This window comes from Microcoleus sp. A6-C6 (assembly GCF_036705955.1).
In the GTDB taxonomy this organism is placed as follows: Bacteria; Cyanobacteriota; Cyanobacteriia; order Cyanobacteriales; family Microcoleaceae; genus Microcoleus.
Genome location: NZ_JAUBVR010000009.1, coordinates 90,238 through 116,494, shown reverse-complemented (window position 1 = coordinate 116,494; position 26,257 = coordinate 90,238). Strand labels below are relative to the sequence as shown.

Genomic DNA, 26,257 nt, shown 5'->3' with positions numbered 1-26,257 from the left:
TTCCTTCTTCCTTCTTCCTTCTTCCTTCTTCCTTCTTCCTTCTTCCCTCTTCCTTCTTCCTTCTTCCTTCTTCCTTCTTCCTTCCGATTACTCTTCATAATCGATTAAAACTTGCACCCAGCGTGGTGGCCGCGGAATCGGATTTCCCAAACGATCGAGCAGCAACAAAGCTACTAAATGCACTACAAATAAATAGACAATATTATTAACCAAAATCATCCCAGCGGCGATCGCCCCAATTGTACTCAAACTCGGCACGCTCAGCCAGCCCAGCTTCACAAACACCCATTCAACAATCTCTGTTACCTGGGCGGTTACATAAACCCAGAGATCTTGACCCACCAAAGCTGACAGCAGCCAAAACTTAAAAAAGAAGCCAACAGTACCAATTAGCGCGCCCACACTAATAGACACAGACCAACTCGCTTTGCGCCGCCAAAGTCCTCCCAGCGCAACTCCCATAACTCCAAAAGGAATCACGTATAAAATGCTTCGCGTCGGGCCCATGAGTACCGACAGCAGCAAACCCGATACCAAAGCTGACATCCAAGCGGATCTGTTGCCCCAGCGCAGGTAAACTAGGGCAATGGGTACCGGGAAAAAAACCCGCAGCAAAGGCCCTAGCGGAAAGTAATAATTGATCAGCCAAATCAAGCTAGCGGTACTTGCTAAAAATGCCGTTTCTACGAGCCTCAAAGGCGCTTCCCTAGTGGTGGGCGTTCCCGGAGCTGGATTTTTGCGATCGCCCGCCAAATCTGAAATAGCGGCGGTTTCCGGCTCATTATTTTTACTGGGTGAACTGCCCGAATTAGACGTGGCATCTGCTGACAAAAAATCACTCATCCGATTTTAGATTTTAGATTTTAGATTTTACGGAACTTGCCCGCTATACGGCTGATTCCCAGTTTTCCGATTTTAGATTTTAGATGATAGCTTTTACAGGACTTGCGCGCTATAAGACTGCTTCCCGGTTTCACTGTTTGGATGCGTCGCCGCCAAATTTAATCTTGATCATAGAAACCGGGTTTAAGTACGAACGCAAGTCTTATTTTAGATGGATTTCTCAGCAAAAATTTTCAGCAGCATTATTTTTCCGCTTTGACTTCCTGAATTACAAAAACCGAACAAGATGCGTGGTGAACAACATAATTGCTGACACTGCCGAGGAAAGCTTCTGTGAACCCCGTGCGGCCGCGTCTTCCTACTACTATTAAATCTGCCCCCCAAGTTTGGGCGTGTTCACAGACAGAATGCCCCGCATCGCCGTCCATTTGGCAGTCAAATTCCACCTCCAATCCTTGCTTGGCGGCGGCGTCGCTATAATTTTTCAGCAAACCCTCAGCCTGTTTTACCTCCCTTTCCATGCGCAAACGTTGAGCTTGATAAGCTTGATCCATTAACTCGACATTCATGCCCAAATCGACCGGAATTGGCACTGCCGTCTCGCCCAGCGTGTTGACAGTAACGCAGTGAAATAACATCATCTTTGCCCGATCGCCCACAGCTAATTCTAAAGCTTGACTAAAGACGCGGTGGCCTAGATCGGAATCATCAACGGCGGCGAAAATTTTCTTAAAACTCACAGCTTTACCTCCGGCGAGAAATCATCAATATCAGTTAGTTAACAGAGAGTGCTTTTGAATTAGATTCTAATTAGCAGTCTCTGATACTTCTACATTAACAGACGCTCTAAGGCGTGTAGGTCTGGAATGCACAAAACGTCACGTTCGCGCAGAATCGTTCCTTTTTTTTCCAGCTTGCTGAGCACTCGCGTTACCGTTTCGCGAGCCAGCCCGCTGAGGCTACTTAATTCTCTGTGCGGCAGGTTGGGAATTTCTGTGCCTCCACTTGACATGATTTTTCCTTGCCCCTCTGCCAAAAATAACAAAATATCTGCTACTCGCGAGGTACTGTCCGATTCTCGCAAACGCAGACGGCGGTTGACTTGCCGCAGGCGGCGTGCCATCAATTGAGCTAGCCGAATGCCTGCGAGGGGCTCGGTATGAATAAGCTGCACAAAATCCTGAGCTGGCATATTTCCGATCAGTGTCGGGGCTAGGGTGATCACATCTGTCGATCGCGGTGTTTCTTCGATCGCTGCCATTTCCCCGAATAGTTCTCCTTTCCCTAAAATATTCAGCGTTACTTCTTTTCCATCTAGGTTGTAGGTGCGAATTTTCACCCAACCATCCAATATAAAATACACGGATGTTCCCCAGTCATTTTCGAGTAAAATCACTTGATTTGACGGATGACTGCGGGTAACGATGTGGACAGTTGCTTTCTCGATTACAGGATCGGGTAATCCTGCAAAAAAAGGAGTAGAAACTATCAATTGATTTATATCGGAATTTGGATCTCGGGCGTTAAAGCGGTCTTCCATGAGGCCATCATTTTAATTTATGTGCTTGATCTGCGCTGGGCAGTTAGAAATAGCTTGCAGCCGAGTCATTCGATTTGAGATTCAAGCATTTGAGAAACAAGGATCTAAAATCAGCAATTTTTCCTCTAAAGTTTTGCCGTCAAAGGTCGAATATGGGGATTAATAGCCTCAAGCTCTGATTGTGAGCTAGAAACCAAACACCATACCATAATTGTTTAGATACATACCGCGGAGCAAATTTTATTAACAAAATTTTAGCAGCGCGGCAACCAACTGAGCGATCGACTTACCGAAGACAAGCACTTCGCGAACACAAGCTTAACACTGCTCAGAGATTTGTGGTCAACAGGCTCGGCAGTCGATCGGCTAGTGGCAGCATAAGTCCGCACACCGGACAGACGGCGACCACATCCGACTGCAACTCTCTGCAACCAGTCAAATGTCAGCACTACCAGAAAAATATACAGCAATTCCCAGCCCAAATGTTGGCGCTCTTGGCAACCGAAACCAACTCAATTTCCAGCATTTTTTTATGCTCCCCTGAGATTATAGTACCATTAATCTCTAGCCATGAACACAGATCAAAAGCTATGATGAAAGATTTGTCAAATTGAGTGTACGGGGACAAGCCGGAATCCGGGAATCCCAAATCGCAGATTGTTTGAGGTTTTTTCCAAGTCTGTGAAAGATGGAAACAAAAATTTACCGCATTACCTGATGAGAGACTGGGCGCGGGGCCACCGTCGCAAACGCGGGGTTATGGGTGAGACAGTGGCAGTTCGTGCGATCGCTGCTATCCCTCTTGGCTGAATCGCCTGTCTGTGCCCGGAAACAATGACAGCAGCCACAGAATTTGAGATCACTTGCAGGCAGTCGAAATTACCAGAAAGAATTGGTTTAAAGCCGGAACCCTGATCGGGAGAAATTAAAAGCAGACGATTTATTACTCGAATCCTCTTCCTGACCGGGAGAGGTCGCCCTCAACTGTCAACAGTCAACTGTCAACTGAATTACCGGGCATTTGATGCGGAAGTACCGGCTAACATATTATATGCAAGAGAAGTCATCCGAAGGCAAAAGGTTGATTCACAGTTGTCGGAAAATATTAGTAAATTATTGACGAACTCGCATTCAGATTATTCTATCTATTGGCATAGCTGCCGCCTGACTTCAATCTTTTGCCGATCGAGTTTCTCCCTAGCCGCATTCCCAGAGGTTCCGCCCTTGAATTCTCAGAAGTACAAAATTCAAGCACTGATTGCTGAGATTGATGAGGTACTCAGCAAGCCCGCACCCCGCTTGCCTTGGACGGGTTCGATCGATACTGTCCACCAGCGCCAACTTTTAGAGCGAGTTCGCGCTTATCTGGTTTCCTCAGACTCAAAGGTAGCTGCCCGCAAAGGGCCAGCCAGCCCAAATGTCCGCCCGGAACCAGTTCCAGTGCCCAAAATGCCGCCGAGGGTCGATCGCCCCTCAGCAGCAGAGCAAATTATGCTTGCCGTCACCGGGGAAATCAGCAACCTGCGCTCAAGCCTGACGGGGCCGCTCCAAGAAGACATAGAAGCTCTGCGACAACAGCAGCAAGCTTTAATTCAAGAAATCCAACAGCTAGAAGCAAAACGACAGCAGCAACAATCCCTAGCTCAGCAACAAGCAAACCAACAGCAAATCATTTCTGAATTCTTGCAGGTACTGACGGGGCGCTTGGAAGAAAGCTTGGATCGCGATTTATCGCAAATTTTCCGTAGCCTAGAAAATCAGTTGTTACCAAGCAGTGCTGCACAATCGCAGCCATCGGCTTTAAACCCACAAACCTTAGAAGAACACCCGTTGTTGACACCAGCTCAAAGATTGGAGCAAATGCAACGCTTCCAAGCTAGTGCTGACAGTCTGCTGATGAGGCTCGATTCTACGATGGGGATCGTGTTCGAGGCTTTGGAAGCAAATCTCCAAAGCTATCAAGCTTCCTTGGGACAAGGAATCGATAATATGTATGGTTTGAGCCAGCAGAGCGAGGCAATGTTGGCGGCTTTTGTTAACCACTTGGCCACACAGTTGAGACGAGAAGGGTCTTCTTACGTGCAGCAGCCGATCGCCCAGGCAAATCTCGAAACGACCACCCCAACCGCAGCAGATCGCTCCTGGGCCACTCCCGCTCTCTCAAATACTGCGATCGAACCCTCAGCCACCGCCGACAGTGAAGAGCGCAGCGGCGAACTCCCTGATCAAGACAGATTGCCCTACGCCGGGACAGAAATTTCTTCGCAATTCGGAAAATTGAGGCGCGATAGCGATCGCCTTGAAGCCCCTCTATCGCTCCCAGATTGGGCAGACAATTTGTTTGGTTATTCACCCGAAAGACCTCGACTGGAAACTCAGTTTTCTGGCAGTGAGTCGGAAGATCTGTTAGCAAAAAAGGGCGAAAATGTTGAGGATTTGTACGCGAGTTTGTTTGCAGGAGAAGCCGTCGCAGAACTAGAATTAGAACCAGAAGATTTTACGATCGAAAATAGTGAAATTGCTGCCGAAAGTGCAGCGGCACAATCTCAAATTGTGGCAGAAAGTGAAAGGGCAGAACCCCTAAATACTGTTGAAGATTTGTTTGCCAATCTGCTGGATGAAGGCGAATCGCTGTCAGATTATATGACAGATGAAGAGTCAGAATTCGTAATTGGTAATTCTGTAGAGGCTCTAACTTTAGATACTGAAGATTTATTTGAACCACAAGTTACAACAATACCTCAAGTTTCAGAACCGCCAGCCTTAAGTTCGATCGCGGCAACAGTATCTCAGGTTTCAGAACCGTCAGCCTTAAGTTCGATCGAGCCAAAAGTTGACTTGGACGATCGAGAAAATCTAGAAACGGCTCAAAACCTAAGTGAGTATTTCGACACTGCTGCTACGCCTCCATCGCCAGCAGAAATTAGCCCCAACCAACCCAACCACGTGCCGAGTGCCCGTGATGTTCAAACTGACGAGTTTGGAACCTCGTCCCAGGGACTCGATGATGTTTACATCCAAGCTTCGCCGGACGAGGATTTGCTACCGGTTGAGGCATTAGAAGATGACCTCGATCGAGCCCTAAAGTTGGACGTTAATACTCTGGAACTGTTGGAGACAGACCTCTACAATCTGGAGGGATTGGACAATACTGCGGAACGGCGATCGAATTCCAGTGCGGTTAACAGCTTAGATTTATCGGCGAGTGATCCATCGGGCGAAGCGGCAGAGGAAGAACTCGGATCGCTGGAGGATTTGTTCTCCGACGTGTTGGAACTTTCATCTGAGGATGAACCCTTTGTTTTAGAAGACGAACTTGAGGATGATTTGTTTGCTGAGGAAGATGAATCGAATTTGACGCTAGACGAGATTTTGGCGAGTTTGAACGATACCAATGGAGAACAGTCCCAAACTGCCGAACCTCCAGAAAGTAAAAAAAAAACCTAATTTCTACAGAGAGTAAAACCGGAGTTGTTGAGAAAATAACCGAGTCCGAGTCTCGCGAATTTGCTGTTCCACAGCAGCAAGAGTCGGCGCTGCATTCTGTTCCAGGTGCGATCGCCCCTTCATCCTCTCAATCCCCAAAACGCCAGAATTCTCGTTGGTATTTGGGCATTGATTTCGGTTCCTGTGGGCTGTCGGCGGCTTTACTCGATCGCGCCAACGGCCAGTTGCACCCGATTTACTGGGAAACACCGCAGGCTGAGGTTGCCACAGCGAGCGCGAGCTTTCGCATTCCCTCAGTCGTGGCGATCGAGGAAACAGCCCCAAACAGCACAAGTGGCCAGCAGGTGACAGTCAAGTCGGTGGGATGCCGGCAGTTGGATGTACCTGCGGGAGAATTTTTACTGCAAAATTTTAAATTGCCTTTAAAGGTGGGCATTCCTTATCAGCGCGCAACTGCTGGGATGTACGAACCGCTGTTGCAGTGGTCGTCAAATCGGGCTATGTCGATCGCCCTACCACTGCACGCTGTGCGGGCGCTGCTGGCTACTTTGAATCCGAGCAACCAGGGGCAAAAATTTGGCAAAGTGGGGGAAGTTTTGGATTCTGCAATGGCGGCAAATTTTGCTCTCTTGCCAGTTTCTAATTTAATCTGTAAAGCTTCGGGACTGACAGCAGAAACTCTCGATGCAGCCCTGAAAGACTTGCAGGGTGTGATTTTGGGAACTCCGGCGAGCTGGTCGGATGCTTATCGGTTTAACCTGCGGGAGGCTGTTTTGGGCGCGGATCTGGTGGCTTCTGGTTCGCAAATTTTTGTAGTAGAAGATGCGATCGCCACTTTGGTTGCTGCTGTAATTCCCATCAAAAATCCCACAGAAGTGCCATCTTCGGCGATTAATTCTATTAATAGCGAACTCGCAGAAGCTGCACCGCTAACTGTAAATGCTTCGTCTTTTAGCGGGGGAACTTTGATTCTGAATGCGGGGGCGGTGACAGTGGAATTAGCTTTAGTTGAGTTGCCGGAAAATCTTCAAGATTTAACTCGTGCTGATTTTACTTGCCAAAGTTTTGATGCGGCTGGCAATGCTTTCGATCAGGATATTATTTGTCAGTTGTTGGCGAAAAATGAAACTTGGGGAATGTCGATCGATTTGCCACGTCCGGGACATCCAGATTTACCGAGTCGCTATCAATTGCAGCAGCGGTTGCAAGGTTCTGTTTTTGGCCTGCAATTGTTAGAGGCTGCAAGGCAAATAAAAGTTATTTTGCAACATCAAGAAAGTTTTGTTTTGGATATTGGCCAGCAGCATTGGGATGTGAAGCGCAAAGATTTGGAAAGTCTAGTTTTAGTGCCTTTTGTGCAGCAGTTGAATCGTGAATTAAATGCTTTGCTTAGCCGCGCGGGAATGTCGCCGGCGGGGATTAATCAGGCGATTTGTACTGGGGGCATGGGTGGTTGGGCTGCGATCGCCCGTTGGTTGCGGCAGAAGTTGCCGAATGCGATCGTGGTTCAAGATCGGGAATGGGAGGGCGATCGAGATATTTCGGAAACTCACAATTCTCCATTAAGTTATTTACCGCAAAACATCAAAAATTCCAAAAAAAGTGGTCAAGTTGCCTGCGGGTTGGCGAGTTTGGCTCTCTATCCTCAAATTTTGGATGTGCCACAACAGTACAGCGACTTTTTTCTGCTGTGGGAATTAATGCAGGTTTTGGGCAGGGAAACTCTGAGCTTTGAGGAAATTTTGCAGTTATTGGAACGCCAGGGCGTGAACACGCGCACCTGCGAGCCCCGGATTCTGCGGATTTTGTCAGGACAATTGCCGGCGGGACTTTTGCCGGAGGAGGAAGATTTCATGCTGCTAGCCGAGGAGTCGAGGCAAAATCCCGATTGGGAAGCAATTTTGGCCGAGCCGCTTTTCTTTGAAGATGTCTCGCGGGGTTATCGTTTGAATGTGGAACACGCCTCTGTTGTTCGCGAATATTTAGGCCTGCTCGCCTCTAGCAGCCAGCAAAAATTATTAGAGCCACTAACAATTGCTTGGGATGTTCGCATGGATAGCGATCGTTAACAGTTGACAGTTGACAGTTGACAGTTGACAGTTGAGTGCGAAGTTTTTAGGCCGGGGATTTAAGCCCCTGCCTAAAAACAATCCACCTAAAGGTGGGGGCTTAAATCCCCTGTGCTTTGGTAAACTGCCAAAAACCTGGTTTCTCAGTGGAATTCTCCCTGTCTTTCCCGAATATTCCTCGTAGAAACCAGGTTTTTGGTCACAAAAATTAATTTTTTCAGTAAATGTACTTAATTTTACATAATTTTTATACCTTTTGAGAAGAAATACACAGAAACTTTATAAAAGTGTGGCAGCTTTTTAAAGATTGTGCAAAGCCCAGGATTTGAGGTGGTTCAAGTTTGTTGAGTCTCATAAGATGGACGTGAGATCTCGTTAAAATTGAGATAAATCCAATAAAATTTGTGATGAGTGCCTCTAAATTATCAGTATTATCCGAAATGCTTTCCTTATTTGTTCCGAAATTTACTTACAGGGTTTGTGTATCCAAACAGCCTCTTCACCGATCCGTAACTAGCAAGGTCAAGCGGTCGATCGACATTTTGGGTTCGCTGCTGGGACTGGCAATCACTGCTGCGGTGGCGGTGCCGATATGGGTGGCGATGCTTTGGGACAGTCCAGGCCCGCTGCTGTACAGTCAAGTCCGCTGTGGGTTCAAAGGGCGGCATTTCAGGATGTGGAAATTTCGATCGATGGTTGTCGATGCAGAAAAGCTCAAACACCTAGTTACCAACGAAGCCAAGGGTCAAACTTTTAAGAATGACAATGACCCGCGAATTACCCGCGTCGGCCGCTTTTTGCGGATCACGAGTTTGGACGAGTTGCCTCAATTTTGGAACGTGTTGATCGGCGAGATGAGTTTGGTGGGAACTCGACCGCCAATTCACTATGAGGTTGTTGACTATGAGGATTTTCACTGGCAGCGTTTAAATGTCAAACCCGGCCTGACTGGGGAGTGGCAAGTCAACGGACGTTCTGGAGTTAAAGACTTTGATGAGATTATGCGCATGGATCTTGAGTATCAGGACAAGTGGTCTGTTGCCTACGATATCAGTCTGATTTGCAAAACAATTTGGGTTGTTTTTAGTAGAAACGGTGCGTGTTAATCAAGCTGCTGTTTTGAGTTGTCTGTTTATTTTTTGTGAGCTGCGATTAGATGAATATTAAGCTAAAAGCTGTTTTTCTAAAAGTTAAACAGCTACCAAAAAATGTTAAATTAAGGGCAAGCTTGTAAAAAGCTTGCCCTTAATTTTTGCGTCTACCTTCTTCCCTCTTTCCTCTATTTTTTTCCTTCTTCCCTCTATTTTCTTCCTTTTTCCTTCTTCCCTCTTCCTTCTTCCCTCTTCCTTCTTCCCTCTTCCTTCTATGATGAATTTGCCTAATTTGATTACTTTTTCTCGCTTGCTGGGAGTGCCGTTTCTGCTCTACGGTTTGTATGACCCAAGCGCCCAAAGCCGCTGGATTTGCACCGCGATTTTTGTGGTAGCTGCGGCTACTGATTGGCTGGACGGCTATTTGGCTAGGAAGCTGAACCAAATTACCGATTTGGGAAAGTTTCTCGACCCTTTGGTGGATAAACTGTTGGTGCTCGCGCCACTTTTAGTATTGATTGAGTTGGGTAAAGTCCCGGCTTGGGCAGTGTTTTTGATTTTGGGGCGGGAGTTGACAATTGCCGGGTGGCGTGTTAATAAAACTACGATTTCTGGAGCTAATATTTGGGGGAAGTTGAAGACGGTTAGTCAGATTGTGGCGATCGCACTTTTAATCGCTCCCCTGTCCGAATCGTGGAACGTTCCGGCATTAGTTGCGTTTTGGGTTTCTGTAGCTTTAACTTTGATTTCTGGCGCTATTTATCTGTGGCCGGAAAAGACTGCTGAGGACAGTTGACAGTTGACAGTTGATATCAAATCCAGTAGCATCGGAATGATAAAATTCTCTACTCTTCCTCTGCGTTCTCTGCGTTCTCTGTGGTTGAATAATTCCGATCTAACCGGAAGTAATACAAAGGAAGAGGATTCGAGCAATGAATAGTCCTCTTTTAATTTTCCCCTACAACGGTTCCGGCTTTAAACCAATTCTTTCTGGTAATCAGGAATTTATTCCTCATCACAATTTGAGGAATAAATTCCTCACTACAAACCTGTAAGGACACGGCATTGCCGTGTCTTAATCGCAGCTTAATAATGAGTCCCAGATTTCCGGTAATGCACCGCTGTCACCCCGTCATTTTTCTGCAAATGACCGTTTTCAACCGCCGCATAAACTACCCAGTGATCGCCACATTCCATCCGACTTATTACTTCGCATTCCAGATAAGCTAAAGCATCAGTCAAAACCGGACAGCCGTTGCTAGCTTCTGTTGTTTCAACTCCGGCAAATCTGTCTTCTCCCGGAGCAAAGTTTTTCATGAAATACTTGCGTAACTGTCGCCCTTCAGCTAAGATATTCAGCACAAATTTATCTCCGGCGTACATCAAAGCTTCGATCGATCGATCTTTAGCCACCGCAATCGTCAAACCCGGAGGGCTAAACGTGGCTTGCGACACCCAGGAAGCCAACATCGCACTGGTGACATCCCCGCGCTTCGCCGAGAGTACGCACAGGGAACCGACTAATCTTCCCACTGCTTGTTCCGTGCGATCGCTCCCACCAGTCAACTGCGGTTTCGGCGCACGCAATTTTTGCGACTTAATCAAAGCCTGAGCAAAATCCGTTCCCGCTTCTTTGCACTCGTGAATCGTCGCAGCCGTCGGCTTAAACTTCGCTCGAATCGGCTCAAATCCGATGCGATAGCCAGCATCTTTCAGCTTACCTTCAACTAAGTCGATCGCCTCTCCACTCCAGCCAAAAGACCCGAAAACCCCGGCTAATTTGCTCTTAGTGGCCGTAGACAACACAACTCCCAAAGCCGTTTGAATTTGCGTCGGCGCGTGTCCTGCTAAAGTCGGAGTACCGATGATAAATCCGGCGCATTTCTCGATCGCCTCTTGAATTTCTCCCGGTTCGGCAAATTCGCAGTTGATTGTTTCTACCCCAACACCGGCTTTAGTAATTCCTTTGGCGATCGCCTGCGCCAAAGTAGCCGTATTCCCGTAAGCCGAAGCATAAATCAAAGCAACTGTCAAGTCTTTTGAATTTTGTTGTTGACTCCATTCCCGATACAAATTGCTCAATTCGTGGAGGCCATAACGGACGATCGGGCCGTGACCGGGAGCATAAAATGCTGTTGATAAATCAGCTAATTTATCCATTGCAGCCAGCACTTGTTTAGCCTGAGATGCGTGCAGCGAATCGTAATAATAGCGGCGGTCTTCGTTGTAAACACTCCACCCTTCATCAAATACTTGGTCGCCGCAAACATGAGCTCCAAAAAATTTGTCAGTGAACACAATTCGAGTTTGCGGATCGTAGGTACAAAGTTCATCAGGCCAGCGAGGAGTCGGAGTCGCGATGAATTTTAATTTGTGACCTTTTCCTAAATCGAGAGTTTCTTCTCCCCGTACGATCATAATGTTTAATTCTTGTTCGGGAAAAGCCCCTCGCAAACCAATCGCCGCTGGATTCGTACAAACAAAAGCTACTTGCGGAGCCAATTCTAACAGAGCTTTAATTGTAACGGATCTGTTAGCATTGAAATGCCCTAAAATCACATAATCTAGCTTAGTCAAATCGACCCGTTTCTGCAAACAATCCAGATAATTTTGGGTGAAAGATTCCCCCGGTGGGTCGAACAAAGCAGTTTTGTCAGCTTGAATAATATAGCTGTTTGCTGTCGTCCCCCTTTGGAGAGAATATTCTACTTCAAATTTGAGTCTATCCCAAGTGCGCGATCGCACTGCTGATGTATCTGTGGCAATTGGGACAAACTGCACGTCGCGGGGTTTGGCATCAGATGCGGTTCTGGAAATTAGAGCATTAGTCATTTATTGCACCTATGAGAAACTGAACAACAGAACTTCTTTTAATTTCGTGCCAAAATTTGGTATCTACAATATCAAATTTTGCACCTTGAGCCTGTAAATTGGTATCCAGGTAAATTAGAAATTCCCTGGTTTTCAAATCTTCCCCAATTTGGATAAAGCTCACACCAATTTCTTCATCTCTATCTACTTTATTTGCCGCACTTACAATAATTTCGGCGATAGCAGCGCTATTTTCTGGTTTTTCATCTAGGACTGCAACAATTATTGCTCCTTTTTTCCCAGCACCCTTTGTTTTGATCTGAAAATAATCGCTAAAAGCTGTTGTTAGAGGTTCTGCCAAATTAATAGCAGTCGGCTTTGCTGCATCCGGTTCCGTATTTTGTCGCTGCAAAATTTCAGCCAACCGGGCAACATTTGAATTTTTATACTTCCACATAGGAGTAGAAGCTTCATAGACGGTTATGCCGTCATTGTCAAATTCTTGACATTTTTTTGCTAAGTCGATCAGAGATGCCTGTGCTTCTACCCATTCCTCGTACAAAGGATGTTGAGGGTCTCGGCTGGCATCGCTTCTGGCAATAATAATTGTGTAATGTCGGTCTTCTAAAAGCTTCGTTGGCATTGGCAATTCTCCTAGTTAAAATACACTCAGAATGACAAGTGTTTGCCCGGTAAAGGTGCTGGTGGCGCACCATATTTTTATAGCCCGATCAGGTGTTGCACACCCTAACGCAGAGTAAGAAAGGAAGAGAGAAATAAAGAAAAGCAACTGTTGGGTACGCAAGGTGCGCAGTGCATGGATATCAAAATCCTAAAACCTGGATAAATCTCATTTGTAGCTGAGGCAAGATCCCCTAAATCCCCCTTAAAAAGGGGGACTTTGATCTGTTTCCGGTTCCCCCCTTCTTAAGGGGGGATCGAGCCTCGGATGTAAACGACCTTTATCAGGGGTTAAACACGCTTGTTGAAACTTCCTTCTTCCTTCTTCCTTCTTCCTTCTTCCTTCTTCCTTCTAATAGTGATTGCCGACTTTGCGGTGGTGAACTGCCGGCAGCGCTTCGGGATTGGATACGCGACCGCTATCAACGATCGCATATACGATATGATGATCCGAAAGTTCCATCCGGCTAACCACTTCGCATTCCATGTAAGCTAGAGCATCTGTCAAAATCGGAGAACCATTGGTAGCAGGTTGAGTTTTGACTCCGGCAAATCGATCGGCACCAGGAGCAAAACGCTTCAAAAAGTGCTTCATCAAGCTTTGATAATTGCCTTCTTCGAGCACGTTGAGGACAAATTTATCGCCCGCGTGCATCATGGATTCGATCGCCCGATCCTTAGCAACTGCTATAGTTAAACCCAGCGGTTTAAAACTTGCCTGCGTCACCCAAGAAGCCAACATCGCACTGCTAACCGCGCCTTTTTGAGCAGTAATAATGTATAATCCGCCGCTGATGCGTCCCAAAGCTTTATCAACATCACTATCGAGGGATTTCATCTGTTTAACAGCCTTGTCCCGCGACAGCCATTGTCCCAAGTCGGTACCGGCTTCGTCGCAAAGTTGATAAATCGCTTCCGTCGGCGCTTCTTTAATCAAAATGTTGGGAAATATTTCTTTCAAACCCAACTCTTTGAACTTGTTTCGCAGCGGGTAAATAGATGCGTCATCACCGCCGCCGGATTCGCACAAACCGAAGGATTGTTTGTTGTTAGCTGCAACTAAAATTGTGTTGATAGCTGCTTCGGCATTTTCAGCAGCAGCGCCATTACTAGGCGGCGAACAAATCACGATACCCGCAGCAGTACCGACAAGTTCCCGAACTTCTTGCAAGTCGGCGATTGTCAAGTCCATCATTTCTACGGCGACACCGGTTTTGGTGATCCCGTGGGCGATCGCCTGGCTGAGTCGATCGCTAAATCCGTAATCAGAAGTGTAAAATACCGCTACCGTGGTTTCTGCCTTAGCTTGAGCTTGGCTCCACTTTTTGTAACGTCCGGTAAGTTCAACTACATTGTACCTGAGCAGCGGCCCGTGACCGGTCGCCACCGTACCGATTTCTCCCAATTCTGCCATGCGTTTCATTGCACTCAAGACCGATCGAGCATTGGGGCCCATCAAGCACTCATAATAAAAGTGGTAATCTTCCTCGATCGCAGCTAAATCGTCATCGTAGGTGCTATCGGAACAATAGTGCATCCCGAAAGCATCGCAAGTAAACAGCACTTGAGTTTTGCTGTCGTAGCTGAAAATAGTATCAGGCCAGTGCAAGTTGGGCGCGGATACAAATTCGATAACGTGGCCATTTCCTAAATCTAGTTTGTCGCCGTTTTTAACTACCAGTCGCTCAAATGGCTGGTGTATCAGGTTTTCTAAAAATTGAATTGCTACTTTCGCCCCCACGACAATCGCTTGGGGTGCCAGCGCCAGCACATCTTTAACTAAACCGCTGTGGTCTGGCTCAGTGTGGCTGATAATTAGATAATCAATCTGTTTCGGGTCAATTTCCCCCGTCAGAGTATCCATATATTGCTGGCGAAACTTCTCGTGCGAGGTATCGACGAGGGCAGTTTTTTCGCCACGAATGATGAATGAGTTGTAAGTTGTACCGTTTTTGAGACCGAATTCGATGTCAAAGCGGTCTCTATCCCAGTCCAGGCATCGAATTGCCGTTGTATCAGAGGCAATTTCGACTTTTTCCACCGTCAATTTGCGTTGGACTCGTTCAGTCAGGGCTACCATACTGTGCCTCCTTGTCTGTTATCCATTACCTTATTGTTTCCATTCTGACACGTTTCTTTTGTAAATCTTTATCAAATTTCTTATGACGGTGTTAAGTAACTTCAAAGTTATGGCAGAAGATTGATTTGATAATTTAATATAATCAATTTTCGATCGATAGACAGTTGACAAAAAGCTAATATATGTGGTATTGAAAGTGAGTTAAATCGGTTAGACGATCGCCCAACCAGTCAAAACAGTCAGGGTTCTGGAGATGATGATAGGATTAAAAAATCCTAAATTAATTAACTATAATCGATTAACTAATATAAAACTATGTCGGAAAGCTCCTTTGAGAAAACAAATTTCGGTTGGCAATTAGCACAGTCACAACAGCGATTTCTGGAATGGTGGGAACTAAAAACTGCCCAAAATATGCCGAATGTCGAATTGCCATCTTGGTTTGATTCTCCCATCTTGCGGACGATCGCCAGAGCCGCCTTTTGGTTAATCTTAGCATTGCTCGCAGTCTGGGCGAGTTGGCAGATTGGGCAACTGTTACGTTTTTATATTCATAATTTCAAAAAGAGGAATCAAACAACTGATGGAAGTGCGAAAAAAACAATTAACGATTTGTCGGTAGCAGAGTGGTTGTTGCGATCGCAAAAATTGCAGCAACAAGGCAAATACCGCCAAGCTTGCCGCTGTCTTTACATGGCGATGTTGCAGCGGTTAAATGATGCGGGAACCGCGGTTCACCAACCCAGCCGCACTGATGGCGAATATTTGGAACTAATCCAGCAATTACCCCAGCCAGTGCCTTACGAAACCGTGATAACAATACATCAGCAACTATATTTCGGGAATGCGGAAGCTTCCGCCTCAACCTTTGAACAGTGTCAGCAAGCTTACCAACAAATTAAGGATTGAACAGCGATGAACTTATCAAATCGTAGGTTTTGGTTGTTGGGTGCGATCGCCATTACTGCAATAATTATCATTACCCTGTTATTTGCTCCTGCTAACAACAAAATCAACAGCGGTTCTACCTATAATAGAGCGCCGGACGGCTACGGAGCATGGTATGCTTTTATGTCAAAACGGGGAACCGAGGTTCAGCGCTGGCAAAAACCTTTTGAAGACTTTACTAAAAACCAAGATGCAAAACCGCCCAGTACACTTTTACGCATCTATGGTAGCTTGATACCAGAAGTTGTTTCCGAGCGAGAGGAAAATTGGGTAAAACAGGGCAATACTTTGGTAATTTTGGGAGTTCGCGCACCGGTGACAGCAGCTTCTTTTAGTAGCTTGCATCCAGCTTCAGCCGGGGAAATAAAGATTGACACAGCGCGGAGAACCCCCACAGACAAAAAACAAATTTTAGGCGATCAATTTGGGGCAATTGTTTGGGAAAAACCAGTGGGAAAGGGTACAGTTTATTTTGCCAGCACCTCCCATTTAGCTGCTAATGCTTATCAGGATTTTCCAGGTAATTATGAATTTTTAGCAGGGCTGGTTACTCAATTAGAAGGTGGAGAACAAGAAATAGAAGGTACCCAGCAGGCTCTAGCAGTTAAATTAATCCAAAATTCTAGCAACCCGCAAAGTCAGGGAACGAGTAAAATCCTCAATAAAGTCTGGGTAGACGAATACATTCACGGCTACAAAGATCCAGAAGTTCTTAAACGCGAATACGAGGGAAATTTATTCACTTATTTAGCCAATACTCCTCTATTTCCCGTTTTGATACAGGGTACAATTATTTTACTCGTTGCTATTTTTGCCGGGTGGAACAGGTTTGGACAGCCTGTAACTTTATCAGCGCCGCAGGTTGACAACAGCGAAGCTTACATTCAAGCATTAGCGGGTGTTTTGCAAAAAGCCAACAGCACTGATTTTGCGGTAGAAACGATCGGCAAAGCAGAACAGTTACAACTCCAAAAAGCCTTATTATTGGGACAGACATCCCTGGAAAGTGAAACCCTGACAACTGCTTGGGAGGAGCAAACAGGGCGAAAAGCGGCAGAATTGGTTGAATTGGTGCGATCGCCATCTCGGAAATCCCGCCAAATCAGCGATCGAGATTTGCTAGCCTGGTTGGGTAAATGGCAGCAAATCCGTCAACATCTCTCGTCTAATAGGAACAATCCAAAATGAGCGAAACAAACTCTATTTTTAAACGCCTCAGCCAATCCCTCGATAAAATAGTTGTCGGCCAGTCTTCCATAATACAGCAGTTGCTAGTGGCGCTACTGAGTGGCGGCCATGTGATTATCGAGGGAGTTCCTGGAACCGGGAAAACTCTACTTGTAAAAGCGATCGCCCAATTGATTCAAGCAGATTTTCGCCGCGTTCAACTAACGCCGGATATTTTGCCATCTGATATCTTGGGAACGAATATTTTTGATTTTAACAGTCATACTTTTACGCTGAAAAAAGGGCCTGTTTTTACTGAGATTTTACTGGCGGATGAAATCAATCGCACGCCTCCGAAAACCCAGTCAGCACTGCTAGAAGCAATGGAAGAACAGCAGGTAACATTAGACGGTGAGACGTTAGCTTTACCAGAGTTGTTTTGGACGATAGCCACTCAAAATTCCCTCGAATTTGAAGGTACTTATCCGCTACCTGAAGCTCAGTTAGACCGATTTTTATTTAAACTTGTGGTTGGGTATCCCGATGCAGCGGCAGAAAAGCAAATGCTGCTAAATTCAGAGGCAGGATTTAGCGCCAAACGCCTCGATTTAGCTCGGATAAAATCCGTAGCAACGGTAGAGCAAATCCTCAGCGCCCGTCAAGCAGTACAAACAGTCAAAGTAGAAGATAAATTGCTCGATTACTTGTTAGCTTTGGTACACAATACGCGCAAACATCCTGATTTGGGATTGGGTGCTTCTGGGCGATCGGCTGTAGCTTGGTTGCAAAGTAGTAAAGCTCACGCTTGGCTAGCCGGCAGGGATTATGCTACTCCTGATGATGTCAAGGCGATCGCACTTCCGCTGTTGCGTCACCGTCTGATTCTCAAACCAGAATCCCTGCTAGATGGCTTACAAATTGATTCGGTAATAGCTTCGGTATTAAAACAAGTCGCTGTACCGAGGTAAACAAAATGATTCCTTCTGTTCGCCTTTATTCTCTGTTAGCGATCGGCATACCGATCGCCCTTTTGCTAGCTATGCTTGTAAATCAGCAGACAAGTATTATCGGCACTTTGTTATTTGACTGTTTAATTGTAGGTCTAGCTATTACCGACGCACTGCGCGTCAAATCTCATCTGGTGCAAGTTACGCGCCATCCGTTGCACCGACTTTCGATCGGGCGAGACAATCTGGTTTTACTGTCAGTGCGATCTGCAAATCAAACAGCTAAAATTCGCATCTGTGACTCCTATCCCTTAGAATTTGATGTTTCTCAAGCGCTGCTAGAAACCTCCCTCAATCCTAACACAGATGAGGAATTAAGTTATACAATCCGCCCGTCAAATCGCGGCGAATATAAGTGGGGAGATATTCAGGTGCGGCAGTTGGGAAACTGGGGTTTAGCATGGCACGACTGGAAAATAGCTGCTAGTGAAAAAGTGGCCGTTTATCCCGATTTAGTGATGTTGAAAGAACTCTCTATTCGGCTAACATTGGAAAATAGCGGCACAATGCGGCGGTTACAAAAACTCGGCATGGGAACTGAATTTGCCGAACTGCGGGAATATGCTATTGGTGACGATCCTCGCTTGATTGATTGGAAAGCTACTGCGAGGCGATCGCGCCCTTTAGTGAGAGTTTTAGAACCAGAAAAAGAGCAAACTTTGATTATTTTACTCGACAGGGGACGGCTGATGACGGCGCGAGTGCAGGGTTTGAAGCGTTTTGACTGGGGAGTGAATGCAGCGCTGTCTTTAGCCTTGGCGGGGCTAAATCGGGGCGATCGCGTGGGAGTCGGTGTGTTCGATCGCGAAATCACCACTTGGATACCCCCAGAAAGGGGACAACATCAACTATCTAAATTAATTGAACGCCTTGCACCAATTCAGCCAGTTTTGTTAGAACCAGACTATGTTGGTGCTGTAACTAAATTAGTAAGTCAACAAACTCGCCGTGCATTAGTAGTGCTAATTACTGATTTAGTAGACGTTACCGCCTCTACCGAAATGCTTTCGGCTTTAGCGCGTTTAACACCTCGTTATTTGCCTTTTTGCGTAACTTTGCGCGACCCTCAAGTTGACAAAATCGCTCACACTTCCACCGTGGAAATTACACCTGCTTATAATCGTGCTGTCGCTTTAGATTTACTAGCACAGCGTCAGGTAGCTTTTGCACAGTTGAAACAAAAAGGAGTTTTGGTTTTGGATGCACCAGCCAATCAAATTAGCGAGCAATTAGTTAACCGATATTTGCAACTTAAGTCTCGGAATCAGCTTTAATCTTCTCAGCTTCCGCAGCATTAGCAAAGTAAGGTAAAGGCCCTTTGAGAACCGACCAGTTTTTGTAGATGAAACCGATTACCCAAGGGGCTGACAAAGCAAAGAACAAGACGCCTAGCTGTATTTGCGATCGAAATATTTCTAGAGTGCTTCCTGTTTGATTGTCCGCAAAAAATATTTTATATGACAAATTCCAAACTGTAAAACTAATATTTTGCAACATCGTAAAAATTATTACTACAAGTAAGCTGCGGGTTTTTACATATAAAATTTCGGCAATCAATATAAAAATAATCATCGTTATAAAATACTTATATGCAAAAGTTCCCCACAGCAGACACATAGCTATTATTCCTGTAATATTTCCCCATTTGGCAGCGCATCTGTGTAGCGGAATACTTATTACAAAAAACGCCACAAATACAGGAGTTATTACATAATTATCCAAGGCCAATTGTAAGTAGTAAAGCGCTGGGGAGAATGATTTTAAAGCTGCTATTAAAATGCTGCTGCTTCTCTTTTCAGTCAGTATTAGTTCAACAAAGGAAGGTACAATAAAAGACAAAAGATAATAAAATATTCGGAAGATACCTATTGAAAAAAATAGGCTAGCGATCGCCAGACGTACTAATGGCAACCATTGGTAGCGATCGGGAACTTTACCAATGAGATATTTAATTTCAATTCCCGCTAGCCTGCATTCTCGCCAAAACAAACTTAGTGACAGAATTAATAAATAAACTGCCAATATCTCATTAACCAATGGTTCTGTGGTGTCGAACTTTATCCCCCGTATAGAACAAAGAATATTTATTTGCAATATAAGGGCTATACAGAATAACAAGAACCATCCAAATATATGCCGAAGCTTGATTCGAGCAAAAGGATTGTCTTCGGGAAAGCGGATGTTAGTCAGAGTCATGATTTTAATTAATTACTGGACTCGATATGGCTAGGTAAGATGCTATTTGGGTCAATTTAAGGTCAAATGTATTCACAGACTGCTGTTTGACCGTTAGATTTAGATCCCCCCTAGCCCCCCTTAAAAAAGGGGGAACCGGAAGTCCTCAAAGTCCCCCTTCTTAAGGGGGATTTAGGGGGATCGAGACTTGTCGATAAATGAGAGATACAAAGGTTTTCAGGCTTAATTTGACACCAATGTAGCCGATCGCCTTTTACTGCAATACATCACCAACAGCGCAAACAACCCGATCCCAGCCAAATACTTCAACGGATCGGGAATTGCCGGATTTGGCGAGAAAAAACCCTCGATAGTACCAGCAATTACCAGCATCGGCACAATCCCAAATACCAATTGTGCAGCTTGAGTACCGTAAAATTTCATCGCATCAGCACGACGATATTTGCCAGGAAAAAAAATTGCCCGGGCGATGATTAAACCAGCGCCCCCAGCTAAAAAAATCGCCGGCAACTCCAGAGCACCGTGAGGCAATACAAACGCCCAAAAAGGATAAGCTAAATTGTGCTGAGCGACTAAACTGGCGATCGCGCCGATGCTCACTCCATTAAATGCCATAATATAAACAGTGTAAAGACCGAAAACAATCCCTCCCCCAACAGCCGCAAAGCATACGGATATATTGTTAGTCATAATACCGCTAGAAGCTAAAGGTTCGATTCCCACAATTGAACCCATCCACAATTTCCCGTCATCGCGCACCATTTTAATCAAATGTCCAGGAACTACTAGGGACAAAAACTGCGGATCTTGCCAAGCAAACCACCAAGCAATCAACGCCATTACTAAAAAAATACCCGTCGCAGTCGCCGTATAACCAAACGTCTGCTGTACCGTAGCCGGAAAACCCCAGCGACAAAACTCCACTAAAGCATCCCAATCTTGGCGGCGCGAACCTTGGTAAATTTGGGTATAGCCGCGAGAAGTTAACTTTTGCAAATCTTGTAACAAAATATTACCGACTTCATTTGTTCTCGCCCTAGCCAAATCCGCCGACACAGAACGGTACAAACTCGCTAATTCCGTGATTTCAGACGCAGCTAGAGACTTTAGCCCCTTTTTTTCTACTTGCTGTAAAAGAGTGTCCAACCGTTTCCAGTTGGGTTCCCGCCGCGCGATCCAACGTTTAATATTCATAAAGTTTTGACTAAGTTATATTAGATATAGCTTAAGATAGGTGTAAATTTTCCGCCTCACACAACTAAATCCATCCAGCCATGCCTAAAAAAAATCTTAGTTCTTCTGGACAAACAGGCCCCTTGAGCGTCGGTAATGTTGTTAGTGCTGCTTTGCGGATTTACCGCGATCGTTTTAAGTTATATTTTGGTTTGGCTTTCACAGCTTATCTGTGGTTGTTAGTTCCGATTTATGGTTGGGCTAAATATTCTGCGATCGCAGCGCTGATTTCTCGTCTGGCTTTCGGTGAAGTTAGTGAACATCCAGAGACTGTCAGTGATGCTCGCCGCGAGGTAGATCCTCGGATGTGGAATTTTTTCTGGGCGGGTGTACTGACATCTCTGATTTTAGGTGGGGTATATTTGGGAGGTGCGATCGCGATCGGTCTGTTATCTGTCGCAGTGGGGGTTGCTGCTGGTATGTTGGGGCAAAATTCCACAATTATTGGATTGATTGGAGGTTTGCTGGTAGTAGTTGCGGTCATTGCTTTATTAATTATATGTATCCGAATTTTTTCTCAATTGTTCATTGTTGAGTTACCACTGGCGATCGAAAATAATCTGACTGCTAGTTCGGCAATTAGTCGTAGTTGGGAGTTAACTAAGGGGTCGGTGGGACGCATTCAGTGGATATTTTTTGTGGGCATTTTGGTTTCACTCCCGATCACGATTGTTGTGCAGATAATTGCTATGCTCGTTCAAGTTGTTTTAAGTGCAGTTTTGGGCGCAGAATCTGGTATGTTTTACTTAGTTTATTATCTTCTGATTTTGCTATTGAGCTTTGGCAGCGGTGCGCTTGTGACTCCTTTTTGGCAGGCTATGAAAGCCATTATCTACTACGACCTCCGCAGCCGCAAAGAAGGTTTGGGTTTGCAAATGCGCGATCGCTAATTCAGCCTCAGTCAAAACATAAAATTTGCTCAAATTTATGCGACTTTTTAATCGATTCACTCTCCACACTCCCGAAAGTGTAGAACTCGAATTTACCTTAGCCGGCATTGGCAACCGAGCATACGCATTGCTGATAGACTATATCATTTTGGGTTTGAGCGTAGTAGTGTTTCTATTAGGTGCGCTGATATTTAATTCAGTGTTCCTTGAGACGATCGCAAAGTTGCTAGGAAGTACCAATCGCTTAGAACTCTGGTTGATAGCAGTTCAGACATTAATTGGTTTTTTCATTTATGTAGGTTACTTTGTATTTTTTGAAACGGTGTGGTCTGGTCAAACACCAGGCAAGCGTCGTGCCAAAATCCGAGTAATTAGGGATGACGGCCGTCCAGTCAGGCTTCAGCAATCAACACTACGGGCTTTGATGCGGCCTTTTGACGACTTATTTTTTATAGGTGTATTTTTCATAGTTTTAAACCAGCGGGAAAAACGTTTAGGAGATTTGGTAGCAGGCACCCTGGTAATTCAAGAAGAACAACCTGGGACAACTGCTGCATTGAAAGTATCAACATCGGCTCAATCCCTGGCAAAGAAACTGCTTGTAGAGGCCGATATCTCCCGCTTGCTGCCAGAAGATTTTGCTGTAATTCGAGAGTATTTGCAGCGGCGCGAAGCTATGATACCTCATGCCAGAAATGAATTGAGCAAACAACTGGCTACTCAAGTTAAACAAATCATAGGTTGGGAAAAACTGCCGACAAAAGTTGATGCTAATGTCTTTTTAGAGGCTGTTTATCAGGCCTATCAGCAGCAAGTTGACAATTAATATCAAGCCCGGTTAATTACTTATAAATCCACGGGCATGGGGAATTGGGCATTGGTCATTAATCTGATTAAAGCAGGAATTATGCACTTACCCTCTGATTTGTCAACGGCAACTCCACAATCAACTCAGTTCCTTCGCCAACCTCACTAACGCACCGAATCCGGCCGCCGTGAGCTTGCACAATTACCTGATAGCACACAGAAAGTCCCAAACCAGTGCCTTTTCCCACAGGTTTAGTAGTAAAAAATGGGTCAAAAATCTTGTCTTGAATTTGCGCAGGAATCCCATTTCCGGTGTCGCGCACAGAAATTGTTACCCAGTCCGGCTCGCTTTGCCAACTGCGGATGGTTAATTCCCCCGGTTTGCGCGCTGAGTCGATCGCATCTAAAGCATTGTCAATCAAATTATAAAATACTTGGTTGACTTGACCCGCATGACATTTTATTAGTGGCAAACTTCCGTATTGTTTGTCAATTTTAATATTTGTTTTTAGCTTATTTTGCAGCATCAATAAACTGCTTTCCAAGCCTTCATGCAAATCGACAGCTTTAAATTCAGCGTGATCTAAGCGAGAAAAACTTCGCAGCGTCGTCACGATAGAGCGAATCCTGCCGCTGCCTTCTCGCATGGAATTGAGCAGTTTACCAAAGTCTTCTCGAATGTAATCTAGTTCTAATTCTTCATTGATTCTGACAAGTGCTTCCGCTGCTTCCGGGCAGGCATTACCGGCAATTTCCAGAGCTTCGTTCAAGACTTTAAAATATTCTTGAGCATGAAACAAGTTAGCGTGGATGAAATTGTTGGCGTTGTTAATTTCGTGAGCAATTCCCGCCACCATTTGCCCCAAACCAGACATTTTTTCGGTTTGAATCAATTGCTGTTGAGTCGATCGCAATTCTTGAAGCGCTGCTTGCAATTGCTGGGTTTGAGCTTGAGATTTGACCGCAGCTTCTCGGACTTGGCTGTAAAGTTCTGCTTGCTGAATTGCGATCGCCATTTGGTCAGCTAGCTGCGACAGTAACTCCGTTTCTTGCTGCTCCCAATTCCGGGTATCACCGCACTCGTGAGCAATCAGCAAACCCCACAGTCTACCGGGAAATTTTAAATTAGAACTTCCGGCTGTAGGGAGTGAATTTTCTTCGCTTCTGGATGTAACAATCGGTACAATCAGATTAGCTTTTACCTGCAAACTATCTAAGAAATCAACGTGACAAGGCTCTAAGCCAGCATTAAAAATATCATTAATTGCTTTGACTCGCCCTTGCTGGTAAAGATCGGCGTAATCTCCCCTGAAACACTTATCGGCCCCCATATCTCCTAAAATTGAAGGCCAAGGAACTATCATGTCTTCAACGACAACTTTTCCCTGCCAGTTATCTTCAAACTGGTAGATAATTACTCGATCGCACTGCAACAGTTGGCGGACTTCCCTCACCGCTGTTTGCAGGATAGTTCCCAGATCCAGCGTACTGCGAATTTGGTTGCCGATCAGCCGCAGCAGCGATTCTCGTTCGACTTGGCAGCGGGTTTTGCTGTAGAGTTTGGCTTGATTGATCGCGATCGCTAATTGGGAAGCTACCCCTTCTACAAGTTGCCTTTCCCAATCAGTCCATTCCCGTTCGCGATCGCACTGATGCAACCCAATTATGCCATTCACTTCACCTTGATAGCGAGTAGCTACTGCCAGCATTGACTTAATTTCCAAAGTTTCGGCCATTTTTCGGGTTTGTTCATTCAACCCCGGAAAATCGAGAAACTTCGTCAATGCTAGCGACTCTTGCTGACACACCACAGCAGTCAAGTGCGGGTTGTCAGTAATCGGTACTTTCATTCCCAGTTGCATCGGATAGTCCCCCGCGTTGTACTCTCCCCGCGTGACTAAAATTTTTTCTGTATTGGATTCTTTGACTAAAATGCTGACGCGGCTGCACTCTAGCGCTTGCCCCAGCAATCTGCAAGCCGATGTTAAAATTTGTTCAATGTCAAGGGTGCTGCGAATTTCGTTATTAATGTCGTTCAGCAAGTTTGATAGCTGAACTTGCTGCTGCATCTGCACGATCAGGGCTTTTTGTGCGTCTATTTCTGGTAACAAAAGACCTTCTTCCTGTCTCCAATTTCCTGATTCAGGCAACCGGCAAGTTAATTTCTGCCAGGGGTTTTCGTGTTCTTGTATTTTTAAAGACATATTTACTCAGTAGTTTTACAGGATCTTGATTTAGTCTGGTTTTTTATACCTGAGCTTACCCCGTCAACAGCCAAATCGTCGCTACCAGGACTATTGGAATCTTCATATATTATAAAGGATTCAGTATGAGGATAGCAATTATTATATTTACAAATATTTATAAATATAAATTATGAGTTCTGTAGCCGACCATAGTAATTTGGCGCGCACCATTAAAGTTAGTTAGATGTCAATTAGAGTTAACCGCCACGTTAAGCGAATAAAATTAATCTAGAATCTATCTTTAGTTCAATGTTTGCGCGCGATCGATCAACATGGAAAACTCAATTGCCGATAATTTTCAGCCGCCAGCTTGCACCGACAATCTCATACCTGAATTGAGAGGTAAAAGCCAGGTGAAAATAGCTTTGGCGATCGGCAATTCACGGCTGCACTGGGGACTGTTTGCGGGCAAAACCCTGGAGAAAACATGGGATACAGAGCATCTGAAAGCTGATGCTGTTTCCCGGCTCTCCGAGGCAGAAAAAGGCGAATTTTTGGTGAAAACAGTGATGAGGGCGATCGAGCAAATATCTGCTCACAATTTCCCTTGTCTTCCTGCTACTCCCGCTGTTTCTAATTTTCACACACTTTCTGTAGTGCCGCTACCTCTAGTTTTGGCATCAGTCGTTCCCCAGCAAACAGCAATTTGGCAGAGTTATCCTGAAGTCCGAATTATTACTTTAGACCAGTTGGCGATCGGGGGACTCTATCCTACCCTGGGAATTGATAGAGCTTTGGCTTTACTGGGTGCTGGCAACCAATTGGGTTGGCCAATTTTACTTGTAGATGCTGGTACAGCTTTAACATTTACTGGGGCTGATGTCAATAGGTATTTAGTTGGGGGTGCAATCTTACCGGGTTTGGGTTTACAGTTGTCGTCTTTAGGTCAAAAAACCGCTGCATTGCCCTCAGTCAGATTACCAGAAACTCTGCCCCACCGCTGGGCTACAGATACTGCTGGGGCTATTCAAAGCGGAGTTGTGTATGCGGCGGTGGCAGGGGTTAGGGATTTTATTGAAGATTGGCTGCGTTTGTTTCCTAATAGCAAAATTGCAGTCACTGGGGGCGATCGCACTTTGCTTTTAAAATACCTAACCGCAGCATTTCCCGATACAGCTTCCTCCGTAATTGACGCACCAGAAGCCATTTTTTGGGGAATTAGTTATCAGTCATTAGTCATTAGTCATTAGTCATTAGTCAT

At 45.3% G+C, this 26,257-nt stretch carries 21 protein-coding genes; 11 read left to right on the top strand and 10 right to left on the bottom strand.

Translation table 11 applies throughout. The features are described 5' to 3' along the window. Nucleotides 1–87: 87 nt before the first annotated feature. From QUB52_RS06315 to QUB52_RS06305, 3 genes are all read right to left on the bottom strand, one after another. A complete protein-coding gene (locus QUB52_RS06315; RefSeq protein ID WP_332974485.1) occupies nucleotides 88–843 on the bottom strand; it encodes a DUF2232 domain-containing protein in 756 nt (251 codons plus the stop codon). Between the two features lie 242 nt (nucleotides 844–1,085). Beyond that, the gene (locus QUB52_RS06310) at nucleotides 1,086–1,583 is read right to left on the bottom strand and encodes a universal stress protein (RefSeq protein WP_265235410.1); all 498 of its coding nucleotides are present in this window, start codon (nucleotides 1,581–1,583) and stop codon (nucleotides 1,086–1,088) included. Nucleotides 1,584–1,672: 89 nt separating this feature from the next. Beyond that, nucleotides 1,673–2,383, bottom strand: a complete 711-nt coding sequence (locus tag QUB52_RS06305) for a Crp/Fnr family transcriptional regulator (protein WP_265235411.1) — start codon at nucleotides 2,381–2,383, stop codon at nucleotides 1,673–1,675. A 1,224-nt stretch (nucleotides 2,384–3,607) separates the two neighbouring features. On the opposite strand from QUB52_RS06305, the gene QUB52_RS06300 reads away from it, so the two are divergent. The 3 genes from QUB52_RS06300 to QUB52_RS06290 all read left to right on the top strand — a co-directional run bounded on the left by QUB52_RS06300 (nucleotide 3,608) and on the right by QUB52_RS06290 (nucleotide 9,005). Then, the gene (locus tag QUB52_RS06300; protein WP_332974484.1) at nucleotides 3,608–5,830 is read left to right on the top strand and encodes a hypothetical protein; all 2,223 of its coding nucleotides are present in this window, start codon (nucleotides 3,608–3,610) and stop codon (nucleotides 5,828–5,830) included. A gap of 161 nt (nucleotides 5,831–5,991) precedes the next feature. Continuing rightward, nucleotides 5,992–7,899 carry a hypothetical protein gene (locus tag QUB52_RS06295; protein ID WP_332974483.1) on the top strand — a complete coding sequence of 636 codons (1,908 nt, stop codon included), beginning with the start codon at nucleotides 5,992–5,994 and terminating at the stop codon, nucleotides 7,897–7,899. Between the two features lie 440 nt (nucleotides 7,900–8,339). Next, on the top strand, nucleotides 8,340–9,005 hold the full coding sequence (locus QUB52_RS06290; protein ID WP_332974486.1) for a sugar transferase: 666 nt from the start codon (nucleotides 8,340–8,342) through the stop codon (nucleotides 9,003–9,005). Between the two features lie 139 nt (nucleotides 9,006–9,144). On the opposite strand, the gene QUB52_RS06285 is transcribed toward QUB52_RS06290, so the two are convergent. Continuing rightward, a complete protein-coding gene (locus QUB52_RS06285; RefSeq protein WP_265235437.1) occupies nucleotides 9,145–9,351 on the bottom strand; it encodes a hypothetical protein in 207 nt (68 codons plus the stop codon). Here QUB52_RS06285 and pgsA point away from each other — a divergent pair. Then, the gene (gene pgsA / locus QUB52_RS06280; RefSeq protein WP_265235436.1) at nucleotides 9,268–9,786 is read left to right on the top strand and encodes a CDP-diacylglycerol--glycerol-3-phosphate 3-phosphatidyltransferase; all 519 of its coding nucleotides are present in this window, start codon (nucleotides 9,268–9,270) and stop codon (nucleotides 9,784–9,786) included. The genes QUB52_RS06285 and pgsA overlap by 84 nt on opposite strands. A 290-nt stretch (nucleotides 9,787–10,076) precedes the next feature. Here pgsA and QUB52_RS06275 read toward each other — a convergent pair whose 3' ends face one another. From QUB52_RS06275 to QUB52_RS06265, 3 genes are all read right to left on the bottom strand, one after another. Continuing rightward, nucleotides 10,077–11,822: a diflavin flavoprotein gene (locus QUB52_RS06275; RefSeq protein ID WP_265235414.1), complete on the bottom strand. Its 1,746-nt coding sequence runs from the start codon at nucleotides 11,820–11,822 to the stop codon at nucleotides 10,077–10,079. Next, a complete protein-coding gene (locus QUB52_RS06270; RefSeq protein WP_265235415.1) occupies nucleotides 11,815–12,444 on the bottom strand; it encodes a hypothetical protein in 630 nt (209 codons plus the stop codon). The genes QUB52_RS06275 and QUB52_RS06270 overlap by 8 nt, the downstream gene beginning before the upstream one ends. 390 nt (nucleotides 12,445–12,834) lie before the next feature. Further along, on the bottom strand, nucleotides 12,835–14,562 hold the full coding sequence (locus QUB52_RS06265) for a diflavin flavoprotein (RefSeq protein WP_332974482.1): 1,728 nt from the start codon (nucleotides 14,560–14,562) through the stop codon (nucleotides 12,835–12,837). A 315-nt stretch (nucleotides 14,563–14,877) separates the two neighbouring features. On the opposite strand from QUB52_RS06265, the gene QUB52_RS06260 reads away from it, so the two are divergent. The 4 genes from QUB52_RS06260 to QUB52_RS06245 are packed head-to-tail and all read left to right on the top strand — an operon-like array spanning nucleotide 14,878 to nucleotide 18,958. After that, nucleotides 14,878–15,471: a DUF4129 domain-containing protein gene (locus QUB52_RS06260; RefSeq protein ID WP_332974481.1), complete on the top strand. Its 594-nt coding sequence runs from the start codon at nucleotides 14,878–14,880 to the stop codon at nucleotides 15,469–15,471. Nucleotides 15,472–15,477: 6 nt separating this feature from the next. Further along, the gene (locus QUB52_RS06255) at nucleotides 15,478–16,698 is read left to right on the top strand and encodes a DUF4350 domain-containing protein (protein ID WP_332974479.1); all 1,221 of its coding nucleotides are present in this window, start codon (nucleotides 15,478–15,480) and stop codon (nucleotides 16,696–16,698) included. After that, a complete protein-coding gene (locus QUB52_RS06250) occupies nucleotides 16,695–17,645 on the top strand; it encodes an AAA family ATPase (protein ID WP_332974478.1) in 951 nt (316 codons plus the stop codon). The genes QUB52_RS06255 and QUB52_RS06250 overlap by 4 nt, the downstream gene beginning before the upstream one ends. A 5-nt stretch (nucleotides 17,646–17,650) precedes the next feature. Next, on the top strand, nucleotides 17,651–18,958 hold the full coding sequence (locus QUB52_RS06245; protein WP_332974476.1) for a DUF58 domain-containing protein: 1,308 nt from the start codon (nucleotides 17,651–17,653) through the stop codon (nucleotides 18,956–18,958). Here the strand turns inward: QUB52_RS06245 and QUB52_RS06240 are convergent. Both QUB52_RS06240 and QUB52_RS06235 read right to left on the bottom strand, forming a co-directional pair. Beyond that, entirely contained in the window at nucleotides 18,936–19,880 is a 945-nt protein-coding gene (locus QUB52_RS06240) for a hypothetical protein (RefSeq protein WP_332976134.1), read from the bottom strand. The two genes, QUB52_RS06245 and QUB52_RS06240, sit on opposite strands and share 23 nt — an antisense overlap. A gap of 222 nt (nucleotides 19,881–20,102) precedes the next feature. Continuing rightward, complete coding sequence (locus QUB52_RS06235) at nucleotides 20,103–21,074, bottom strand: stage II sporulation protein M (RefSeq protein ID WP_332974473.1); 972 nt, start codon at nucleotides 21,072–21,074, stop codon at nucleotides 20,103–20,105. An 80-nt stretch (nucleotides 21,075–21,154) separates the two neighbouring features. Between QUB52_RS06235 and QUB52_RS06230 the strand changes: the two genes are divergently transcribed. Then, nucleotides 21,155–22,003 (top strand): glycerophosphoryl diester phosphodiesterase membrane domain-containing protein, encoded by an 849-nt coding sequence (locus QUB52_RS06230; protein WP_332974471.1) that lies wholly within the window; start codon nucleotides 21,155–21,157, stop codon nucleotides 22,001–22,003. A 37-nt stretch (nucleotides 22,004–22,040) separates the two neighbouring features. Then, nucleotides 22,041–22,829 carry an RDD family protein gene (locus QUB52_RS06225; RefSeq protein WP_332974469.1) on the top strand — a complete coding sequence of 263 codons (789 nt, stop codon included), beginning with the start codon at nucleotides 22,041–22,043 and terminating at the stop codon, nucleotides 22,827–22,829. Between the two features lie 79 nt (nucleotides 22,830–22,908). Here the strand turns inward: QUB52_RS06225 and QUB52_RS06220 are convergent, their stop codons facing one another. Further along, nucleotides 22,909–25,014 carry a GAF domain-containing sensor histidine kinase gene (locus QUB52_RS06220; RefSeq protein ID WP_332974468.1) on the bottom strand — a complete coding sequence of 702 codons (2,106 nt, stop codon included), beginning with the start codon at nucleotides 25,012–25,014 and terminating at the stop codon, nucleotides 22,909–22,911. A 314-nt stretch (nucleotides 25,015–25,328) separates the two neighbouring features. Between QUB52_RS06220 and QUB52_RS06215 the strand changes: the two genes are divergently transcribed. Then, the gene (locus tag QUB52_RS06215) at nucleotides 25,329–26,246 is read left to right on the top strand and encodes a pantothenate kinase (protein ID WP_332974466.1); all 918 of its coding nucleotides are present in this window, start codon (nucleotides 25,329–25,331) and stop codon (nucleotides 26,244–26,246) included. Nucleotides 26,247–26,257: the final 11 nt, after the last annotated feature.